This is a genomic window from Lysinibacillus sp. NPDC093216 (genome assembly GCF_050280325.1).
Lineage (GTDB): Bacteria > Bacillota > Bacilli > Bacillales_A > Planococcaceae > Lysinibacillus.
In genome coordinates this window covers 285,005-304,411 of sequence record NZ_JBNNVB010000003.1, presented here as the reverse complement: position 1 = coordinate 304,411, position 19,407 = coordinate 285,005, and the positions used below count along the sequence as shown (strand labels likewise).

The window sequence follows — 19,407 nt, the reverse complement described above, 5'->3', positions numbered from 1 at the left end:
TATTTTTTATGAAAAAAATTGAAAGCCGGTGAAATTTTACTGATCGTAAAATTTCGCCGGCTTTTTAGTTTAGAGATGGGTTTTGTCCCAGCCTCGTTTTTATGTCAAAACGAACTAGAACATCTAAAGTAGAAAAGTGGATTAAAGAAGGTCGCGGCTCTGGAGTTGGAGCGGATTATAAACCATGGTTAAACATTCAAGATGTGTCTTCGAAAGGTCGGTCTACACGTTTAAAAGGTATTAAAACAAATAGACAGCATGAATTTCTATCAGATTTGGAACGAAATTACTTTTATTTAACTGAATATTCGGATTCTGTTGTTGATATTCGAGAACAATTTCCTTTATTGCCTTTGGAAGAAACAATTGTCATTAATTGATTCATATCAAGATCTTCACTTCTTAAATCACCAATCAATTCAAACCAAGAATCATTAAATTCTTTAAATATTATGCTTGTTGGAGATCCTAAACAGAATATTTATGAATTTAATGGCTCAAAAAGTGAATATATGATGGAATATTTTCGAAAGGATTTTCAGCCAAAAGAATTTGAAATGCATGAGAATTTCAGGTCTTCAAGAATTATTGTGGAAGCTTCTCGAAGAATAGCTCAAGACTTAAGGCAACCATCTATCTATGAAAACTCATCTGTTTATCCTATAGAAGGGGAACTGATTATTAAAGATTTATTTAATGAGGTAGAAGAAGCACAATGGATTGTTGCAGAAATTAACCAACGTCTGACGAATGGGAACACTTATGATAATAGCGTCTCTCATGAAAATATAGCCATTATAGCTAGGAATAAGTATGTATTGAGCCATATTGAAAAAGAGTTGAAAAATTGTGGTATTCCTTTTAATAACAGAAGTGGAAATGGACTTGAAAGTGAATCTCCAGAAATAAAAATATTTGAATCAGGGCTTAAGCTTATTATTAATGAAAAAGATGCATTGAGTTTTAAAAGAATTTTAAGCCTTTTAGGTGTAAAGAAAAGTCAATATGATATTCAATGTAACTATTTAGAAGTAATTTTTGGTCTAGAGAAAGAAATTAATAATCAAATCGATTTAGATATATTTAAAGTATTAAAAACATCCTGGAAGATAATTATTGAAGATAATGAACGTTTTTCAAAAGCTATAGATTATATAGAAGTTGAGATGAAAAAAATATATAAAGAAGACTCAGAATTATATATGCTTTCGGAAGACATTATTTTATGGAAAAATCATTGGAAAAAGTATTGTAGTCAGACATCCTCCGGTAAGAGATCATTAAGACATTTTAGAAATCAAATAGCGCTAGGAAAGACTCAAAATTACAATAAAACGGGTGTTACATTATTAACAGTTCATATGGCAAAAGGACTTGAATATGACATTGTATTTTTAATGGGATTAAATGAAGGAGTATTTCCAGATTATAGAGCAAATACTTCTCGGAGATATAAAGAAGAGTTAAAGAATATGTTTGTAGCTTTAACTCGGGCTAAAAGAGTATGCTATTTAACCTATCCAAAACAGAAAATGATGCCATGGGGGAAAATTAAGGACCAGGAAGCGTCTAGATTTATTAAATTAATTCAACAATGAATTTAATTTTAATCAATCTTTTTTATAAAATAAATCTCTAGTTTAAATTAATCCACATATTTTGATCAATCTTTGTTCAAAATGTGTGGGTTTCTTCTATCATAAAATCAGCATTTGCAGCACGCTTTTAATCAAACTCTATTTCAAACCCATATCATGAGCATGTCCCGTAAAGGTACGCCCGCTGATAATGCCCCCAACATGACGTCCAATGACTTCTTCCTTGTGTATCCTTTACAATAGCGAGTATTTATTATTTTTAGTAAGTGAATACGACGTCAAAAAATATAGTTCGCACAGATTATGCACTCCACCTGATTTCAACTGGAGCTAGATGAAGATACCGAAGAAATGAAGCTTACTTTAAATATGGATTTTCCTACTAAAATCCATATCCAAATTCCACACCTCTACGTAGCGAAAGACTGCCTAAGCAGTCTTCTCACAAGTTTATCCTACATATGTTAGTTTTTCGTTGTTTTTAAACACTTCATCAATTGTACCGCCACCAAGACATACTTCGCCGTCATATAAAACAACTGCTTGTCCCGGTGTAATGGCACGAACCGGTTCTTCAAATGTAATATGTGTACGGCCATCTTCTAAAATCTCCACTTCAACCGGAGTATCTGTTTGACGATAACGGAATTTCGCTGTGCCAAAAAATTTACGAGGTAATTTTTTTGTCGAAGTATAGCTCATTTTCACTGCTGTTAATGAAGTAGAATACAATGCATTATGGTGAAAACCTTGACCAACAAGCAATACATTACGTTCTAGGTCTTTTCCAAGAACAAACCATGGCTCACCGTCGCCACCAATACCAAGCCCGTGACGTTGACCAAGTGTATAGTACATTAGCCCGTCATGTTGTCCCATTACCACGCCGTCCATTGTCTCCATTTTTCCAGGTTGTGCTGGTAGGAATTGACTTAGGAACTCTTTAAAGTTACGTTCGCCAATGAAGCAAATGCCTGTTGAATCTTTCTTTTTCGCTGTTGCAAGACCTGCTTCTTCAGCAATTTCACGCACTTCTTTTTTCTCAATATCACCAATTGGGAACATAACATGTTTAAGCTGCTCCTGTGTTAATTGATTTAGGAAATACGTTTGGTCTTTATTTTCATCGACACCACGAAGCATTAATACTTCGCCATCACCACTCCGATCAATACGTGCATAGTGGCCCGTTGCCAGATAATCCGCACCAAGACTCATCGCATGTTCGAGGAAAGCTTTAAACTTAATTTCCTTATTGCACATAACGTCTGGATTTGGTGTGCGTCCTGCTTTATATTCTTCTAAAAAGTATGTGAAAACTTTATCCCAGTATTGCTTTTCAAAATTAACTGCATAATATGGAATACCAATTTGGTTACACACTTTAATAACATCATCATAGTCTTCTGTAGCTGTACAAACACCATTTTCGTCTGTATCATCCCAGTTTTTCATAAAAATCCCGATTACTCCATAGCCTTGTTGTTTTAACAGGTACGCAGCAACCGAAGAATCCACCCCACCTGACATGCCAACAACGACACGTATTTGCGAGGGGTCTTTTGTTTCTTTCATTAAGGTCACCTTTTCTTTTCTTAATTCACCAATCTTTTTTCAATAGCTGTTTTTTTTTCCACTGCCTGTTTTATATCTTCTTCTGTCAAGCCTTAACCGAAGCTAAAACGAATTCAAATACGTAATTTTTCAGCACCTTGTCCACACATTGCCACCAAGACAAGTAACGGGCCAATCGAAGCTTCCGTGCACGACGATCCACTTGATGCACAATTACCCGCCATATTAAGATTTACTAAAAACGATTCAACACATCCCAGCAAAGCTTACGTTGAATGCATGCGGCAACACATTTGCGTATCACCATTAACATGGAATGTAAGTGCTTCTTCTAAGCTTTTACTTCCCGTGAATCCATTTCCTTTTCTCTACGCAATTTATCCGGTGTTACATCATTTCCTAGTGGATCGAGTACAGTCATTTTTGAAAAAGTTTCGCGAACTTGTCCGCGAATTTCGCGTAAGTAGTCTTTGCGTAATACTTGTTGCTCAATCCGTTCAGCACTTGTCAAACCTTCTTCACGCTGTTTTTTCGCTAATTCATTAATACGCCCTAAGTTATTTATCATCTTATTTCATCTCTATTCTCTTCATTAATTTTGCTTATAATTTATAGCATGAGTCACTTTTAAAGGTTTTGGTGCAAAAATATCTAAACAACAGCAATTGACCTCTAAAGCATGGACATTATATTCTGCTCCCACTTTTTTACAATAAAGAATAAATAAAATGACATATTTCCTGTACTCAACAGAAAATATGTCACTTACCCTTTATATGCCGAGTCTTCTCTTCTCATCACCTACAGTTGTTTTACCACTATGACCATTATATAAAACAACGTCATCTGGCAATGATAGAATCAAATTTAAACTTTGTATCAAGTCCTGTTCATTTCCACCTTCATACTGAGTGGTTCCAATACTACCTTTAAAGATTGTATCACCAACAAATGCTACTTTATCCTGTGCATTATAATACATAACTTGATCCATTGCATGACCTGGTGTATGTGTCATCGTCACTTTAAAATCTGAATTAGCAGACAGTTCAAACGTTTCACCTGATTGTACATAGTGCACATCATCAACTATGATATGTCTATTGCATAAAGCTGACAAGTTCATTCTCGCATTTTGCATATATTCCCGTCCGAGTTCGTGCATGTAAACAGGGATATTTAATTCATTTCTAATTTTATCGACTGCACCTATGTGATCAAAATGTCCATGTGTTAATAATATTTTTTCGATATGATAACCGTTGGATTCTATCACATGTAATATTTTTTCTGCTTCTGCACCGGGATCAAATAAAAACCCATGTTTCGTATCCTGATCAATATATAAAAATGCATTTGCATAAAATACATCTTTTACTGTTAATTGATGTACAACGCTTCGATTATTAATTACATCCATCAATACCACAGCTCATTCCTGATAAATCATTATTCTGACTATCATCCTGCATTGCTTCTTTTAAAGCCATTTTAAATGTTTCGACATTCTGAGCACCACTCAAAGTGATTTCTCCATTAATCAAGAAGTAAGGTACACCTCGGACTCCCATTAAATGTGCCTGCTTTTCATCTTTACGTACATCACTTTCAAATTCATTGGAATTCAAAACTTTTTCTACTTCATTTTCATCTAGTCCATTTTTTACAGCAATTTCTTTTAGTACATTTTTATCGCTCAACTCTAAATTATCAGTGAAATAGGCTTTGAATAAATCTTTTGCAATCGTTTTGTTTCCCTGTTTTGCTGCATAATGTGTTAAGCGATGAGCATCCATTGTGTTTGTATATCGTGTAGTATAATATTTGAAATCAATACCTTCGTTTTTACCATACTGCTCTATTTGTCTAATTCTTTCTGCCGCCATACTATTAGATAGACCATATTTTTTTGCGAAACGATCTTCTGTATTGGATACGACTTCGTAACTAGCGTTAGGATCTAATTCGAAACTTCTCATTTCAATATTTACTTGATCTTTAATTCCTAGCTCATTCATTGCTTTTTCCAATCTTGCTTCTCCAATATAACAGAAGGGACATGCATAATCTGACCATATTTCAATTTTCATTTTTATTACCTCTTTTCAAATTTTGATATTTTTTCTAAATCCTATAGCTTCGTTTCTATAAAGTTTGCTAACTCATGTATCAGTTGCTCATTGCGTTTATAGTATGTCCACTTTCCGATGCGTCTTGCTTCGACCAAACCTGCACGCTGTAAAGTTGATAAATATTGAGATGTAGTAGACTGATTCATCTCAAGCTTATCTCTAATCAGGCTTACACAGACCCCTACTTCATTCATTTCCTCTATCGCTTGTCGCTTTGTATCAAAATGCGTTGTAGGATCTTTTAACCAGTATAATATCTTCAGTCTCGCTTCATTAGATAATGCTTTAAATAAATCAACCTGATTAAATTGAATTTTCGTCACGACTTCACCTCACTATCATTTTTATACACATCATCATATCACGATATTACGATATGTAAATATATATGCTCACGATTTTTTTTCCATGGTGTTATCAAAAAAATAAAAATAGGCTAAAGAAATAATAAATGAGGTAAAAAAATAAAGCATTAACAATTGATCAGAAAGACTTCAGTATTAAAACCATTCAAAAACACCCCTCGAACTCTCGAGAGGTATTTTTGAATTTCCTGCTTGTTGGAGCTATTTTGATAGCAGCTCTTTATGTCGGTTTAAAACAAAGTTGAACTGTTTTGAAAAAGTCGCACCATTTTGAAGAAAGTTTAATCGTTTTAAGCCTATCAAAATCAATAAAATACCGTTATATCAACATTTATATTTAATTTTGATCAAACTTTTTTATAAAAAGTAGTCCCTACAAGTAGAAGAAAACCATCGTTTTAATCAATCTTTATTCAAAACCACGGCTCTTCGTATGCAGTGAAATCAAAAGTTTAGAGAAATTTTTAATCAAACTTTATTCCAAACCAACATGTGATGTTAAGTTACAATAAAGATGTATACTGGACAATTAAGATATATACTTTGCAATAAAGATATATACTGGACAATAAAGATGTATACTAAATAATTTAGATTGTAAACAATCTTATATTTGAAAAATTGCAGCTTAGAAATAAAGTTGCGATGTTTAAAATAAAGTCATGAAGCGTTCCCCCTTTGGTTATTATTTAGCCAAAGGGGTGTTTTTTATGTCTAAAAGAACAAGAACATCTAAAGTTGTAGTTTTATAAAAAAGATTGATCATTTAAAACAAAGTTCGATAATTTAAAATAAACATTGATTATTTTAATAAAGTTTGATTAAAATCCTGTATCAAAACAGGATTTTTCTTATTCCACAAACAGACCAGTTAGTTAAAGAAGACATACTTAAACAAAACATGTGAGTAGTTTGATAATACGATAATAATTAGACAAGCATTCGGAACTCGTTGAATGAGCAACAATACTTTGGTTTTTGGTGAAATATATAACTTTCAAGTAAACTTAATAAATACTAATAGATGGATTTTTGTTGTGATTCTTTATTTTGAAAATGAACGATTTTTCCCAGTAAATCGTATTACATATAAATCATTATTGTATGGAGTAGATCTCATGGATGAAAAGGATTTAATTCGAAAAGCGAAAAAAGGAGATACATTGGCTCTTTCGAAACTGCTACAACAGAATTATTCGTTCCTCGTAAAGTATTTAATGAAAGTTACTCTTCATCCACAAATCGCAGAAGATTTAGCACAAGAGACGATGATGAAGTGTATTGAAAAAATCCAACTGTATAATGGTGAATCCAAGTTTTCATCATGGCTCATCACAATCGCAACGAACCTTTTTATCGATCAACAGCGCAGAAAGAAGCGGGAGGAAAACTGGCTAGAGCAGGAACAAGCGCTCCGAAAAATGAAATGGAATGCAGCCATTATGAACGAAGAATGGAATGATGTACTTGATGTACTTGCTCAAATTAATGAAGAAATACGTATGCCAATCGTGTTAAAGCATTATTACGGATATTCATATAAGGAAATTGGAAAAATGATGGGTATTGCAGAAGGAACAGTAAAATCTCGAGTTTCAAATGGTCTAAAAAGTATACGAAAGGAGTTGGCTGAACTTGAAAGAGTATGATTCTAAAAATAGTCATTCTATGTTGGATGATGAAAATGAATTAACGGTTAAGCAATTAATAGATGGTTTAGAAAAACTGGATCAATGGAATCCAGTATCTACTCCAAGCTTACAATGGTTTCAACAGAATGTTGAATTAGAGAAAAAAAGAATACGAAAAAAACAATGGAAAGACCTCCTCACGTTTATCTCTGTTGCAGTATTTGTGCTTTCGGTTGGGATTGCTGTCGTTTATCGTCAGCCAATTCTTTTTCTTTATTTTCAGCTTGTGGGGATTATCTTATTGCCCTTAGCGCTTAAAAAAACTAGAAAGAAGGTCAGTAATGAATGATCTCAAATGAACTAAGTAGCACACCGCTTTGGTTATGCATCGTGATTGCATTCATTCTGATTTGTCAGAGCTCATGGATGTTTTGGGATGCACGGAAGAGGGGACACAATGCTTGGCTATGGGGCTTTTTAGGCCTTATTCAATTTCCAGCGTATCTTATTATCTATCTTATTTTTGCAAGAAAAATATTTAAAAGAAAGGTCTCAGGATCAAATTCCTGAGATTTTTTTTATTTATTTTTTCGTGAGTGAACGATTAGACGAACGTAATCGTATTAAGGGTAAATAAACAATTTGGAGGAGAAAAAAATGAATGAACTAGTAAATGGAATCCTATGGGAAAGGATTGCGCAAATTCTTGTCTTACAATGATTACCGCATTAGTTTGGTTGTATTAGAAATGAAAAAATTGAATCTCTTGTAAGCAATTTTGAGAAATTACTTGATAAATATCTTATGGAAGGCAGCTTCTATAAATTTTTACCATCTGTTAAATAAAGACAACAAGGGGATACCTTTGTTCGAAATAACAGCAATGAAATCAATCACTTATCTAAGGAGGCAATTCTTTTATGAAAAATAAACTATCTGGGGTGTTAGCCGCTACATTAGCGTTAACGATGAGCTTACCAACAGGGGCGATGGCGTTTTCTAGCAGTCAGGCTACGGTTGTAGCTAGCCAAGAAGTAGCTAGTCAAGAACTAAAAAAGATTGCGGCAGAGAAGGCTGCGCTACTCACGAAGTCGTATGAGACGAATAGCGTGCAGTATGCGCTAATTGACAATGGCCAAATTATTTTGTCGGGTCAGGCAGGTAAGAACGATATGAAAGGGAAAACGCTGACCAAAGATACCCTATACGGGATTGGTTCAGTCAGTAAAATGTATGCAACGGCGGCTGTGATGAAATTGGTCGACGAAGGAAAAGTTGATTTGGATGCTCCTGTTGTCCACTATGTTCCTGATTTCAAAATGAAAGACGAGCGTTACAAAAGCATTACGCCGCGTATGCTGTTGAACCACTCCTCCGGCTTGCAAGGTACTGAGTATAGGAATGCATTTTTATTTAAAGATAATGATACCTATGCCCATGATAACTTGTTGCAGCGATTGTCCAACCAGCACTTGAAGGCGGATCCTGGCGCGTTCTCGGTATACTGCAACGACGGCTTTACGCTGGCTGAGATTTTGGTGGAAAGAGTCAGCGGTCTGAGCTTTACCGAATTTCTACATAAACAGTTTACAGAACCCTTAAAGCTAAATCATACGAAAACGCCGCAGGATAAATGGGAAGATGATAAGCGGGCTGGACTTTATTTTCCAATGTACCAAGGGCAGCTTCCCACTGAATCGGTGAATATTATCGGGGCGGGAGGGATCTCTTCCACGGCAGAGGATATGGTGCGATTCTCACAATTATTTATGGGACAGGGAAAAGGGATCCTCTCTGATCAGGCAGTCAAAGCGATGGAGCAAGAGGAATATAAAAAAGGAATGTGGCCGGGGGATGAAGACAACATTTTCAAATATGGTCTTGGTTGGGATAGTGTGAAACTATATCCATTCAGTGAATATGGAATAAAGGGCTTGGCTAAGGGCGGAGATACGTTTTTACAACATGCTTCACTGGTCGTGCTTCCGGAACAGAAGATGGCAGCGGCTGTGTTGTCATCCGGCGGCGGGAGTTCTGTAAATCAACTGATGGCGACTGAATTACTGCTCACTGCGCTTAAAGAGAAGGGCACAATTAAGGACATTAAGCCGAACAGATCCTTTGACAAGCCGGTCAAGGCCAAGATACCTCGAGACGTAGCGAGGAAAGCGGGTTTTTACGGTAATAGTTCAAGTCAGTTCAAAATAGAAATTACGAAGAATGGGGAACTGTTCTTATCATCTAATCCAGAAGAAAAATATGTATATACTGCGAATGGAAGCTTTATTAATGAGACAGGTACCTCCAAGCTCAACTTCGTCACAGAGAAGAATAGACGAACATATTTGAGGGAGAGCACATTTATATCGATGCCTGGCTTAGGGCAAGTAGCGATGAATCACTATGGAGCAGAGAAACTAGAAGACAACGTGCTATCGAAGGAAACCACTGCCGCCTGGGCAAAGCGGGAAGGTGTCAAGTTCTATCTTGTTAACGAGAAATATAGTTCTTCTCAATATCTCGTACCAGTGTTACTTACAACACAAATTAATCGCAATGATGGTCTAGAGGGCTATTGGAACGGCAGAAAAATTACAGGCCCAAACACGGCTGCGCATCAGCTCCAGATCCCCGGGTTGGCAGGCCGTGATACGACGGAATCTCGTTTCTATACAGAAGGCGGAAATGAATATATGGAGATGTCCGGATTTTTATACGTAAGTGGAACCAACGTAAAACCGCTTGATGCAAGCCCAGCATCTAAAGTTACGCTACAAGCAAATGGTCATGCGAGATGGTTTACAATCCCGCAAGCGGTAACAGGGAAAACGATGACCGTAGCGTTGCCATCGAAGAGTTCGTTCGCGGTGTATGATGAGAAGGGTGTATGTATCAATTTTACCGTTGTGAGCGGCAATAACAAAGTAAAACTGCCGGAGAACGGAACGGTTGTATTTGCTGGTGCGCCGAATTCGGAATTTGCAATCAAGTTGAACTAACTACAATTTAAGATGTACTTCAACAAAACCAGTATGACACCGAAAAGGTGTTTTGCTGGTTTTGTTTGTATTTACGCATTCTCTTTACGAAGGGGCTTACTGAACTCTTATCATTTCCCCATAAACAATCATGGTAATAATCTGTTAATGGTGTTTGTCTTAAAATACTAAAAGCTTTATGACAATAGCTGAAAGCATAAATTAAAGTGAAAGGGAATGAAATTGTTCCCTTTTTACTTTAGAACTTCTTAAACTAATGGGGTTTACTTGAAGATCATTGAGTTGCATAGGCAGCTCTTTTTTTCTCTGTGGTGAAGTGCTAATTTTAACGGGCACTTTAATTGAAGATTCGCATCCAGAAATAATCAATAAAAACCAAACTAGATAAATAAAGAACCAACTGTTTTGATCAAACTTTGTTTCAAAACAGTTGGTTTCTTTCTGTATAAAATCAGTGTTTGCGACTTACTTTTAATCGAACTTTATTCAAAAGCTACAGAATATGTTGAGTTACAATAAAGATGTATACTAGACAAAAAAGTTGTATACTGATTACTTAAACAGAATACATGAGTGATTATAACTAATCTCGTTATACTTTATAATCACATTATCTTGTAAATAAGATGATTTAGCATGAAATACAAACCTTGGTACAGTGTGTTGCTGTATCAGGGTTTTTTTACGGTTATTTATTATGGAACACAAAATATATACAATTGAATAGCCTTTATTACATTGATTGATTTACAATTCAAATTAAAAAAAGAACTAATTATTATGAAGAGATTGATCATTAAAAACAAAGTTCGATAATTTAAAATGAAAATTGATTATTTTAATAAAGTTTTGTATCAAAGCAGGATTTTTTCTTATTCAACAATCGGGCCATTTAATTGAATGAGGAAATTGTTTAAATTTGGAACCCTTGCCATTCTATATCGTTAATCTTAATTATTAAATGGCTATTTTACTGAATATTTAGAGGGAACTTTTTACACTTTACCTTGCTAATTAGGTTGTGAATTAGAGTTTTGCACATCTCAACCGAACCCGTTAACAAAAAGTAACGCTCTTTTATTTCGAAAGATGCAGAGGATTGACGTTATTACCAACAACCTGTGCCATCTTTTATAGACTCCTTCATATTCCTTTTCCCAAGATGGTATTGAATTCGCAGGATAAGGGAACGTGTATAAATAGACAATTTAGTAACGGTGTAAATCTGCATTTTTCAACCGGCTCCTCAGCTTCAACTAATGGGGGCGTTAATTAAAGATTATTGAGTTGCGTAGGCAACCATCTTTTTCCTTATTGAACTAACACTGCAGTTTAGTTGAATAACAAATGCTATAATTTGGATATAAAAAGAAATGAGGGAAGATATGAAAGTTAGAAACTCAGTAAAGGCAATTATTTTGGATGGGGAAAAAATATTATTAACTAAAAACCAAGATGACGAGGGGTATTTTTTTCTTTGTCCTGGTGGAGGGCAAGAACATGGTGAAACATTCCATACCACTTTAAAAAGAGAGTGTATTGAAGAAATTGGACTTAATATAGATATCAAAGAATTATTACATATCAGGGAGTATATAGGAAAAAATCATGAATACGCTGAATTTGATTTTGATGTTCACCAAATAGAATATTATTTTTTATGTCAGGTAAGTAGAACTGAAACTCCAATAAAACCAACAAATCCTGATAATCATCAGGTAGGTGTTGAGTGGATTCGTATTGAGGATTTATTAAATTACAGGCTATACCCAAAAGAGTTAAGAAAATATATAATTGGATATTTAAATGGTGAAAATTCACCAGTTTATCTTGGAGATATAAATTAACTTGTTATTAGCAAGGTCTTTAGTAGAAGATCATTAAGTTGTTCAGGCAGCACTTCTTTTATTTAACTACCGGGTGCTTTAGTGGAGTAAGGCGAATTAAAATAATCAATCCTTTTTATAAAAACAGTTATTAAAAATAAAAGAAAGCTGTCATTTTGATCAATCTTTATTCAAAATGACAGCTTTTTATATACAGTTAAATCAAGGATTTAGAGTGATTCCAATTAATTTGTCGTTAGTTGAAAGAGATTCACTTTATCCCTTTAAATTCCCAATAATTTTTTTCGAAAAAATTAATTATCTCATCTTTATAGTTAAATTGATCATTGAGCTTTTGTAATAACTCAATATCATGGGTATGAGTTTTTCCTGTTTCTAGCATTTCTCGATATAAATCAATATAAGGGAGTTTATTATGAATAGCGTTGTTTAATTCCTTTTCTACATCATAGGGAATTTTTTTAAATCTCACCTCTGCAATCCCTGTCTCATCAATTTCAAGAATTGCATACTGAGCACGTAGATCAGAATGTAACTTGCCCCATTTGTAAAAGGGCTGTCCTACAGTTCCTGGGTTAATAATCAACTGATCATTGCTACTATAGCGTAACAATTGGTGATGGGTATGAGCATAAATCGCAATATCGTAATCATGCTCAAATAACTGATCAAAATTTTTCTGATCATTAGTGGGCCATAAATCTCCTCCATAATTTTTATTTTGTAAATTATGGCTAATGCTGATAGATAGATTATTAACTTGTCTTGTTAAATGTAATGGTAAGCTCTTAATAAGATTAATATAGCTTTCATCTAAATTTTCACACTGATACTGAACTAACCTAGAAATATAGATATCAGAAGCATTATCAAAGTCAATCTCTTTATTCAGTACGTCAAGGAAGCAGTCTTCCCAATTTCCTTTAACGTAAGTAGCAACTTTAATACTATCTAATATTTCAAATAAATCATTTGCCCCAGGCCCAGGCATGATTAAGTCCCCTAAAAACCAATATTCAGTGACACCTTCTTTGATCGAATCTTCGATAACTGCTTTTAAAGCACTTGCATTCCCATGGACATCTGCTAGTAAAGCAATCTTATGTTTCATGTCTTTCATTTCCCTCCCTTTAAATTGACGTATAATCTAAACAGAATGTATATTTTTGTTTTATCATTTTATGGTATATTATAAAAATTATTTAGAAACCTTCAATCGAAGGGCTGAAAAAAAGCAAAGCCCAAGAATGCCGTAAAATTACCATTCTTGGGCTTTTGATTTCGGTGTATTTACTCTAAAAAGGACTTCCTGGATAGCCTCTTTGCCTTTATACACTGATGTAAGAGCTATCGGATTAGCTCTATCTGCTTTGATTTTTACCAGATGGATACTCGATCTTCTGGAGTTATATACATGCCATCTCCAAGCTTAATTCCATAGGTATCATAGAATTGCTGAAAGTTCACAATCGTGCGATTAACCCGAATTTTAGCGGCTGAATGTACATCGTTTTTGCTCAGGTACGCTGCAAATTCTTTTGTGGTTGTGGATTTCCATATTTCTGCATTGTTTTCGAAATATGCTTTATAATCCGGATTACTCATTTTGGATACAACTTGTAGTGAGGCCGCCATTCCACCTAAATCAGCGACATTCTCACTTAGTGTAAGCTGACCGTCGTTCAACACACCCGGGATAATCTCAATTTCGTTATAGAACTCAATCAGTTCCTGGTTTTTCTCTTCGAATTTCTTAAAGTCCTCTTCTGTCCACCAGTTATTTGCATTTCCATTTTCGTCGTATGCTGATCCGTTGTTATCAAATGCATGGCTGATTTCATGGCCTATGACCATGCCAATGGCACCATAGTTTGCTTCAGGTTTAGCGTTAATATCATAGAAAGGCGCTTGAAGAATACCGGCAGGGAACGTAATTTCGTTATTAAAAGGATTGTAGAAAGCATTTACGGTATATACGCTTGTACCCCATTGCAACCTATCCACCGGTTTTCCTAGCTCGGCTTTCACGTTATCAATGTATGCTTTGTTTACTGTCAAGGTATTAGAGAACAGCGAACCACCTTCGTCATATGTCTTGATCGCTACTTTATCTAATGTCGTATCCCACTTATCTGGGTAACCGATCTTAACAATCATCGTATCCAGCTTTTTAATTGCTTTAGCTTTTGTTGTTTCTGACATCCAATCAAGAGCTTTGATTCTCTCCTCATACGTAGCAATTAACTTCTCTACCATTTGCTCAACATCTTTTTTAGCTTCTGGTGAAAAATGTTTCTCGGCAAACATTTGCTCCAAATATCCGCCCATTGTACCAGTTGTCTTGGCTACTGCGACTTCCTTATCTGTTTTTTCTCCTGTAACGCCATATAACGTTGCGTCAAACTCTTTGGCAGCATCTTCGAAATCATCTGACAACAAACCGCCTGCTGCCATAAGCAGGTGCACTTTGGAGTAAGTTTTAAGCGCATTAAGATTAGTTTCAGTCAAGAGTTCAGCACCTTTTTGCGCCAGCTTCACATCGAATACGATCACTTTATCAGTACTGTCGACTTTCATCGATTTCAAGACTTGTTTCATATCTACTGTTTTGAACATGTCATCGAATTGTTCAATTGTATACGGATTATAGTATTTATTGACATCGCCTTGTTCATGAGGTTCAAGCGATACGGAAGCTAAGCTTTTCTCCATTTCGTAAACATTCTCGGCAAGTGCTTTCGCTGCAGACTCTTTCTCGCCCGATAACTCAAGAAGTCTGGCCATATATTGAATATAGGCTTTTTTCGCTTTCGAGTCTTCCGTGTCAAAGCTGTTCTTATCCAGACCTGTAGCTAATCCAGCGTAATACAAAGCATTTTCACTGCTGTTCTTTGCATCGTTCATGATTGCAAAGCTGAATAATGAGCTTTGACCCGAATCCTTCTCCAGGGTAAGATCAGCTTGAATAAGTTCATCAAGCGTTTTAGCCTCGTCTATTGCCTTTACATATTTTTGAATAGGTTCAATCCCTTGTTTATTTCTATTTTTCTTATCCAACGCCGTCGAATAGAAGTCGGTAATTTTCTGTTCTTTTGTTCCTTCTGCGAATTGTTTGCCAACGAGCTCATCTATTATTTTTTCTATTTTATCGTTATTTTGCTTATGCAGCTCGGAAAATACGCCGCCCATGATTTCTCCATCCGGAATTGTCGATTTATTTAACCATTCCTTATTGATTGCTTCATAAAAATCGTCATTTAAATGGGAGCCTTTAAGCGTCCACACTCTGGCGATAATTTTTTGGAACTCATTGATCGTAATATTGTCATTTGCGCCTAATGTGCCGTCAGGTTTGCCAGTCAGTACGCCTGCTTTTGCAAGTTTATCGATATCTTTCTTAGCCCAAGCTGGTACATCGGTGAACTCGACATCAAATGTTCCGCTGCGCAGATCATTTCCGACAGGCTCTGGTAATTCGCCGAATGCTCTACTCAACATGACTAAAGCTTCAATCTTCTTAGCCGGCTCATTCTCTCTTAAATCTTCGTTTTTAGAGCCTTGCATAATGGATTCTTTATTAATTCCTGGTTGATAAGCATCTGCTGCCAGCAACAAGGTTTTAACGATTTCTCCTCTTGTCGCTGGTGGCGACATTTCATCGGCAAATGCCGATACGCTAACTGATAGGACCATTATTATGGCCATGAGTAAGGATAAAACCTTCTTTTTCATCTTCATTCTCCTTTATAGTAGATTTGTATAAATAAAGATAAATGGGTGTAATTTAGTATTTCTACCATTTGAATACCATTATAGTTGATTTATTTCAGTTTGAAAATATGTAAGGAGATTTTTCATTTTCAAGAGAGCATTGTCTAGTCTAGCGCTTTTAAGCTAGAGCGGTACCACTAGTAAGATCACTTTTTGGTTAAATAAAATCCACCTCTGCTAAAGTTAAATATGAGGAAATGTGGCGAGTATTTAAGGATTGAAAGGTAAGCACAAAATCGATTCCGGACGCAATTATGCCGAGACAATTGATTTCAAAGCAACATGTGTGCTCGTTAATAATAAAGAATGATAATTGGTAATAACGTTTGATAAAAATCACCTCTTTAGTTATTCTTGGAGGTGATTTTTAATGTATATTTATGTTAAAATTGATGTTTATCTTGTGAAAAAATGTACTTGAACTAACGAAGAAGGTTAGTGCAATAAAGGTACTTTATTGATTATCTATATTGTTTATAGATAATAAAAAAATATACTTAGCTATATAGTGAATAATTTTAACTTCTTTCGCACAGACAAATTTTTTGTTGCTGCCGCTTCGCTTTCGCACAAAAAACACTTGTTGCTGCCGCTTCGCTTTCGCACAAAAAACATTTATTGGCCCAAAGCCAATTCCAGACGCAATTATGACGAAGCATAATTGATCTGTATAGAAGTAAAGGGGAAAAATATGAGAAAAAAAGTTATTTTATCATTAATGTTAATGACATTTCTTTCTGCTGTAGAAGGAACAATTATTAGTACAGCAATCCCCCGTATAACGAGTGATTTGTCAGGCGTCGAACTTGTTAGTTGGGTATATGCAATTTATATGCTAGCCACAGCCGTTTCGACTCCAATATACGGGAAACTGGCTGATTTATTCGGTCGTAAAAAAGTTTTACTGATTGGAGCTACAATATTTTTAGTCGGCTCTGCACTTTGCGGTGTTGTTACATCGATGGAACAGCTCATCGTCTTTCGTGCCCTTCAAGGTCTAGGTGCTGGCGCTATTTTGCCAATAACAATGACAATCATGGGTGACTTATATAGCGAAGTGAAAGACCGTGCAAAAGCACAGGGTTGGATTAGTGCTGTTTGGGGCGTCTCTGGTGTAATCGGACCATTAGTTGGAGGATTTTTAGTTGATTCTCTCTCTTGGCGCTACATCTTCTTCTTAAACGTTCCATTTGGAATTATCGCTTGCTTAATGATTGTAATTTATTATAAAGAATCTATTAAACCTGCTAAGCACCATATCGACTATCTTGGAGCGACGGTATTTTCATTAAGTACAATCGCGCTACTATACGCGTTATTAACAGGTAGCAGTCAGCAAAACTGGGGGGACATTACAATTGTTAGCCTCTTAATCTTTGCAGCTGTTGCATTCATTATTTTCTTATTCATTGAGAGAAAATCTCCGGAACCATTAATTCCGCTAGCACTTTTCTCTAATCGTACATTATCTATTATAAACATATTAACTCTTATTTCTGGTGCAATGATTATTAGTATTACAATGTATCTTCCGATTTGGAGCCAAGGTGTATTAGGAAAAAATGCGACAGAGGCCGGACTCGTTTTAATGCCGCTTCCTGTTATGTGGACATTTGGCACTATTTTTTCTGGGAAATTAATTGATTACTTAAAAACGAAACAAATCATTCTACTTGGAGCTAGTATTCTTTCAATTGCTGCCTTTTCACTATTTACTTTGTCAACAAATTCACCAGCATTCCTTATTTATGTTGCAGTTGGATTATTCGGCTTAGGAATGGGGCTTATTGTACCTATTTATATGGTAACAATTCAATCAGCTGTTCCAGCCCATACGCGAGGGACGGCAATTGGCTTAAACACATTTATCAATACGTTTAGTCAAACATTAGGTGCTGCAGTTTTCGGGGCAATTTTCAATACGATGATTCATGCACAGGGGATTAAAAACCTTGATCTCGTATCTTCTGGTGGACATGGAGGAACTACAGCAAACATAGTAACCAAATCACAAGAGGCATTAGCTTCAAGTGTACATTTCATTTATATGAGTACTTTTATATTAGCACTAGTAACTTTAGTAATTGTTTGGTTCTTATTAAAGCCATCCACACAACCTAGTGAGCAATAAAAACACTTTTACTTAAAAATATGGCAGTAGATAAAATGTTTTTAATTATTTTAGAAAAGCAATAATATAATTTCATATTAAAAAAGCGCGAGAAATCAATGTTTCTAAAATTGATTTCTCGTGCTTTTTTAATACATACTATTTAATCGTTCTTTACACTTTGTCGATAAATGAAAACACTACTAATTATCCCAAGTCCACCAAATAACAAAATCCATTTTTTGTTGAAAATAAGCCCATAGACCAGAATTGCGCTACTAATAATTCCACTTGAAAAAGCACTGGATACCATGGATTTGTTTGTTGGTTTAGGGAATTGAATAGAGGTCCCCAGATTTTTATTTCCCCATTTACAAGCCGCATCCATAATGTTAAGTAATTTATCTAACATCTTTTTATCCCTCTTTCCTCTTAATTTTTAAATACAATGAAAGAAAAAATAGCATTGGAAAGGGCACCCAAAAAAGATAACGATGAAATTGATAAACAAACCATACCGATAACTTTTTTCGTCCTCTGTTCTCTATTCTTTTTGGATAATAAAATAAACCCTGAGATGAGCAGGACGATTGCTACAATGATATTAAACACGATGAAGAACGGTGTTGATTCTTTAAGAAAATCTATAATATTCCAAAATAAACTCATTGCTCTCCTCCTATTTTATATTTGAAATAGAGCTTCTACTCAAAGATACTTGCTACCAACTGCTTAGTCATAAATTGAAATGCAGCAAAATGGTCACAGTTCTTTGATATTCCGTCTTTACTTGCAATACTAGAAAGAAGTACGGTGAAAGTTGAAAATGCTAACTTTTCCGGAACTTTTAATTTAAGATTTGCTTGTTTGATTGCAGTACGAAAAAGATTACTACTATCAAATATTAGTTTTTCTTTCATTTCCTCCGAAAGCTTACTATAAAATGCTGTGAAATCGATTGTTTTTACTTCATAAAGAAATGGTTTGCTTTCGTATTCATAGTAAAGTTGGATTATTGCTGTTTCAAAGCCGGACTTTTCAGGGCATTGTTCAATTCGTTTAATAAAATTCCCATAAATAGTTTCTTGAATGTCGTACAAAACTTCAAAAAAAAGTTCTTCCTTACTTGAATAAAAATTATAAAAAGTACCCGTTGATATTGCTGTTTTTTTGCATAATTCACCAATACTTGTTTCTTTATAACCTTGAGAAATCCAAAAAGCCATACACTCATCTTTCAATTTACTTTTAATCATAATTTTATCTTCTTCTGAAAAAACTTTTTTTCCTCTTGCCAAAGGTGAATACCTCCTTTATGAATTATTTATATGAATATTCATGTTGTATATTCATATAGTATCATCAACACGAATTCATAA

The 19,407-nt window shown here is 35.0% G+C and carries 16 protein-coding genes and 1 pseudogene; 7 read left to right on the top strand and 10 right to left on the bottom strand.

Features of this window, described 5'->3' with window-relative positions; genetic code table 11:
- Positions 1-101 precede the first annotated feature (101 nt).
- Positions 102-374, top strand: a pseudogene (locus ACQKOG_RS06180) (heteromeric transposase endonuclease subunit TnsA); the annotation flags it as partial.
- Positions 375-515: 141 nt separating this feature from the next.
- Positions 516-1,598: a 3'-5' exonuclease gene (locus ACQKOG_RS06175; RefSeq protein ID WP_427445625.1), complete on the top strand. Its 1,083-nt coding sequence runs from the start codon at positions 516-518 to the stop codon at positions 1,596-1,598.
- 450 nt (positions 1,599-2,048) lie between these two features.
- Here the strand turns inward: ACQKOG_RS06175 and mnmA are convergent, their stop codons facing one another.
- From mnmA to ACQKOG_RS06150, 5 genes are all read right to left on the bottom strand, one after another.
- Positions 2,049-3,173, bottom strand: coding sequence for a tRNA 2-thiouridine(34) synthase MnmA (gene mnmA, locus ACQKOG_RS06170; RefSeq protein WP_427445622.1), 1,125 nt, complete (start codon positions 3,171-3,173; stop codon positions 2,049-2,051).
- Between the two features lie 331 nt (positions 3,174-3,504).
- A complete protein-coding gene (locus ACQKOG_RS06165; protein ID WP_144787844.1) occupies positions 3,505-3,741 on the bottom strand; it encodes a DUF896 domain-containing protein in 237 nt (78 codons plus the stop codon).
- Positions 3,742-3,945: 204 nt separating this feature from the next.
- On the bottom strand, positions 3,946-4,593 hold the full coding sequence (locus ACQKOG_RS06160) for an MBL fold metallo-hydrolase (RefSeq protein WP_370077360.1): 648 nt from the start codon (positions 4,591-4,593) through the stop codon (positions 3,946-3,948).
- A complete protein-coding gene (locus ACQKOG_RS06155) occupies positions 4,580-5,263 on the bottom strand; it encodes a DsbA family oxidoreductase (RefSeq protein ID WP_370077339.1) in 684 nt (227 codons plus the stop codon). Before ACQKOG_RS06155 ends, ACQKOG_RS06160 begins: the two co-directional genes overlap by 14 nt.
- Before the next feature lie 41 nt (positions 5,264-5,304).
- Positions 5,305-5,619: an ArsR/SmtB family transcription factor gene (locus ACQKOG_RS06150; protein WP_107951164.1), complete on the bottom strand. Its 315-nt coding sequence runs from the start codon at positions 5,617-5,619 to the stop codon at positions 5,305-5,307.
- A 1,169-nt stretch (positions 5,620-6,788) separates the two neighbouring features.
- Between ACQKOG_RS06150 and sigY the strand changes: the two genes are divergently transcribed.
- The 4 genes from sigY to ACQKOG_RS06130 all read left to right on the top strand — a co-directional run bounded on the left by sigY (position 6,789) and on the right by ACQKOG_RS06130 (position 12,147).
- Positions 6,789-7,319: an RNA polymerase sigma factor SigY gene (gene sigY, locus ACQKOG_RS06145; RefSeq protein ID WP_370077359.1), complete on the top strand. Its 531-nt coding sequence runs from the start codon at positions 6,789-6,791 to the stop codon at positions 7,317-7,319.
- Entirely contained in the window at positions 7,306-7,650 is a 345-nt protein-coding gene (locus tag ACQKOG_RS06140; RefSeq protein WP_107950135.1) for a YxlC family protein, read from the top strand. Before sigY ends, ACQKOG_RS06140 begins: the two co-directional genes overlap by 14 nt.
- A gap of 571 nt (positions 7,651-8,221) precedes the next feature.
- Positions 8,222-10,300, top strand: a complete 2,079-nt coding sequence (locus tag ACQKOG_RS06135; RefSeq protein ID WP_427445617.1) for a serine hydrolase domain-containing protein — start codon at positions 8,222-8,224, stop codon at positions 10,298-10,300.
- 1,385 nt (positions 10,301-11,685) lie between these two features.
- Positions 11,686-12,147 carry an NUDIX domain-containing protein gene (locus tag ACQKOG_RS06130; RefSeq protein WP_370077337.1) on the top strand — a complete coding sequence of 154 codons (462 nt, stop codon included), beginning with the start codon at positions 11,686-11,688 and terminating at the stop codon, positions 12,145-12,147.
- A gap of 250 nt (positions 12,148-12,397) precedes the next feature.
- Here ACQKOG_RS06130 and ACQKOG_RS06125 read toward each other — a convergent pair whose 3' ends face one another.
- Positions 12,398-13,258 carry a metallophosphoesterase family protein gene (locus ACQKOG_RS06125; protein ID WP_402873319.1) on the bottom strand — a complete coding sequence of 287 codons (861 nt, stop codon included), beginning with the start codon at positions 13,256-13,258 and terminating at the stop codon, positions 12,398-12,400.
- A gap of 266 nt (positions 13,259-13,524) precedes the next feature.
- Positions 13,525-15,879 (bottom strand): M13-type metalloendopeptidase, encoded by a 2,355-nt coding sequence (locus ACQKOG_RS06120; RefSeq protein ID WP_370077335.1) that lies wholly within the window; start codon positions 15,877-15,879, stop codon positions 13,525-13,527.
- Positions 15,880-16,609: 730 nt separating this feature from the next.
- Here ACQKOG_RS06120 and ACQKOG_RS06115 point away from each other — a divergent pair.
- Positions 16,610-18,049 carry an MDR family MFS transporter gene (locus ACQKOG_RS06115; RefSeq protein WP_370077334.1) on the top strand — a complete coding sequence of 480 codons (1,440 nt, stop codon included), beginning with the start codon at positions 16,610-16,612 and terminating at the stop codon, positions 18,047-18,049.
- Between the two features lie 142 nt (positions 18,050-18,191).
- On the opposite strand, the gene ACQKOG_RS06110 is transcribed toward ACQKOG_RS06115, so the two are convergent.
- Genes ACQKOG_RS06110 through ACQKOG_RS06100 form a run of 3 tightly spaced genes read right to left on the bottom strand, consistent with a single transcriptional unit; the run spans position 18,192 to position 19,326 of the window.
- Positions 18,192-18,440, bottom strand: coding sequence for a hypothetical protein (locus tag ACQKOG_RS06110; RefSeq protein ID WP_370077333.1), 249 nt, complete (start codon positions 18,438-18,440; stop codon positions 18,192-18,194).
- A gap of 20 nt (positions 18,441-18,460) precedes the next feature.
- Positions 18,461-18,697 (bottom strand): hypothetical protein, encoded by a 237-nt coding sequence (locus tag ACQKOG_RS06105; RefSeq protein ID WP_370077332.1) that lies wholly within the window; start codon positions 18,695-18,697, stop codon positions 18,461-18,463.
- 35 nt (positions 18,698-18,732) lie between these two features.
- Positions 18,733-19,326, bottom strand: a complete 594-nt coding sequence (locus ACQKOG_RS06100; RefSeq protein WP_370077331.1) for a TetR/AcrR family transcriptional regulator — start codon at positions 19,324-19,326, stop codon at positions 18,733-18,735.
- Positions 19,327-19,407 lie beyond the last annotated feature (81 nt).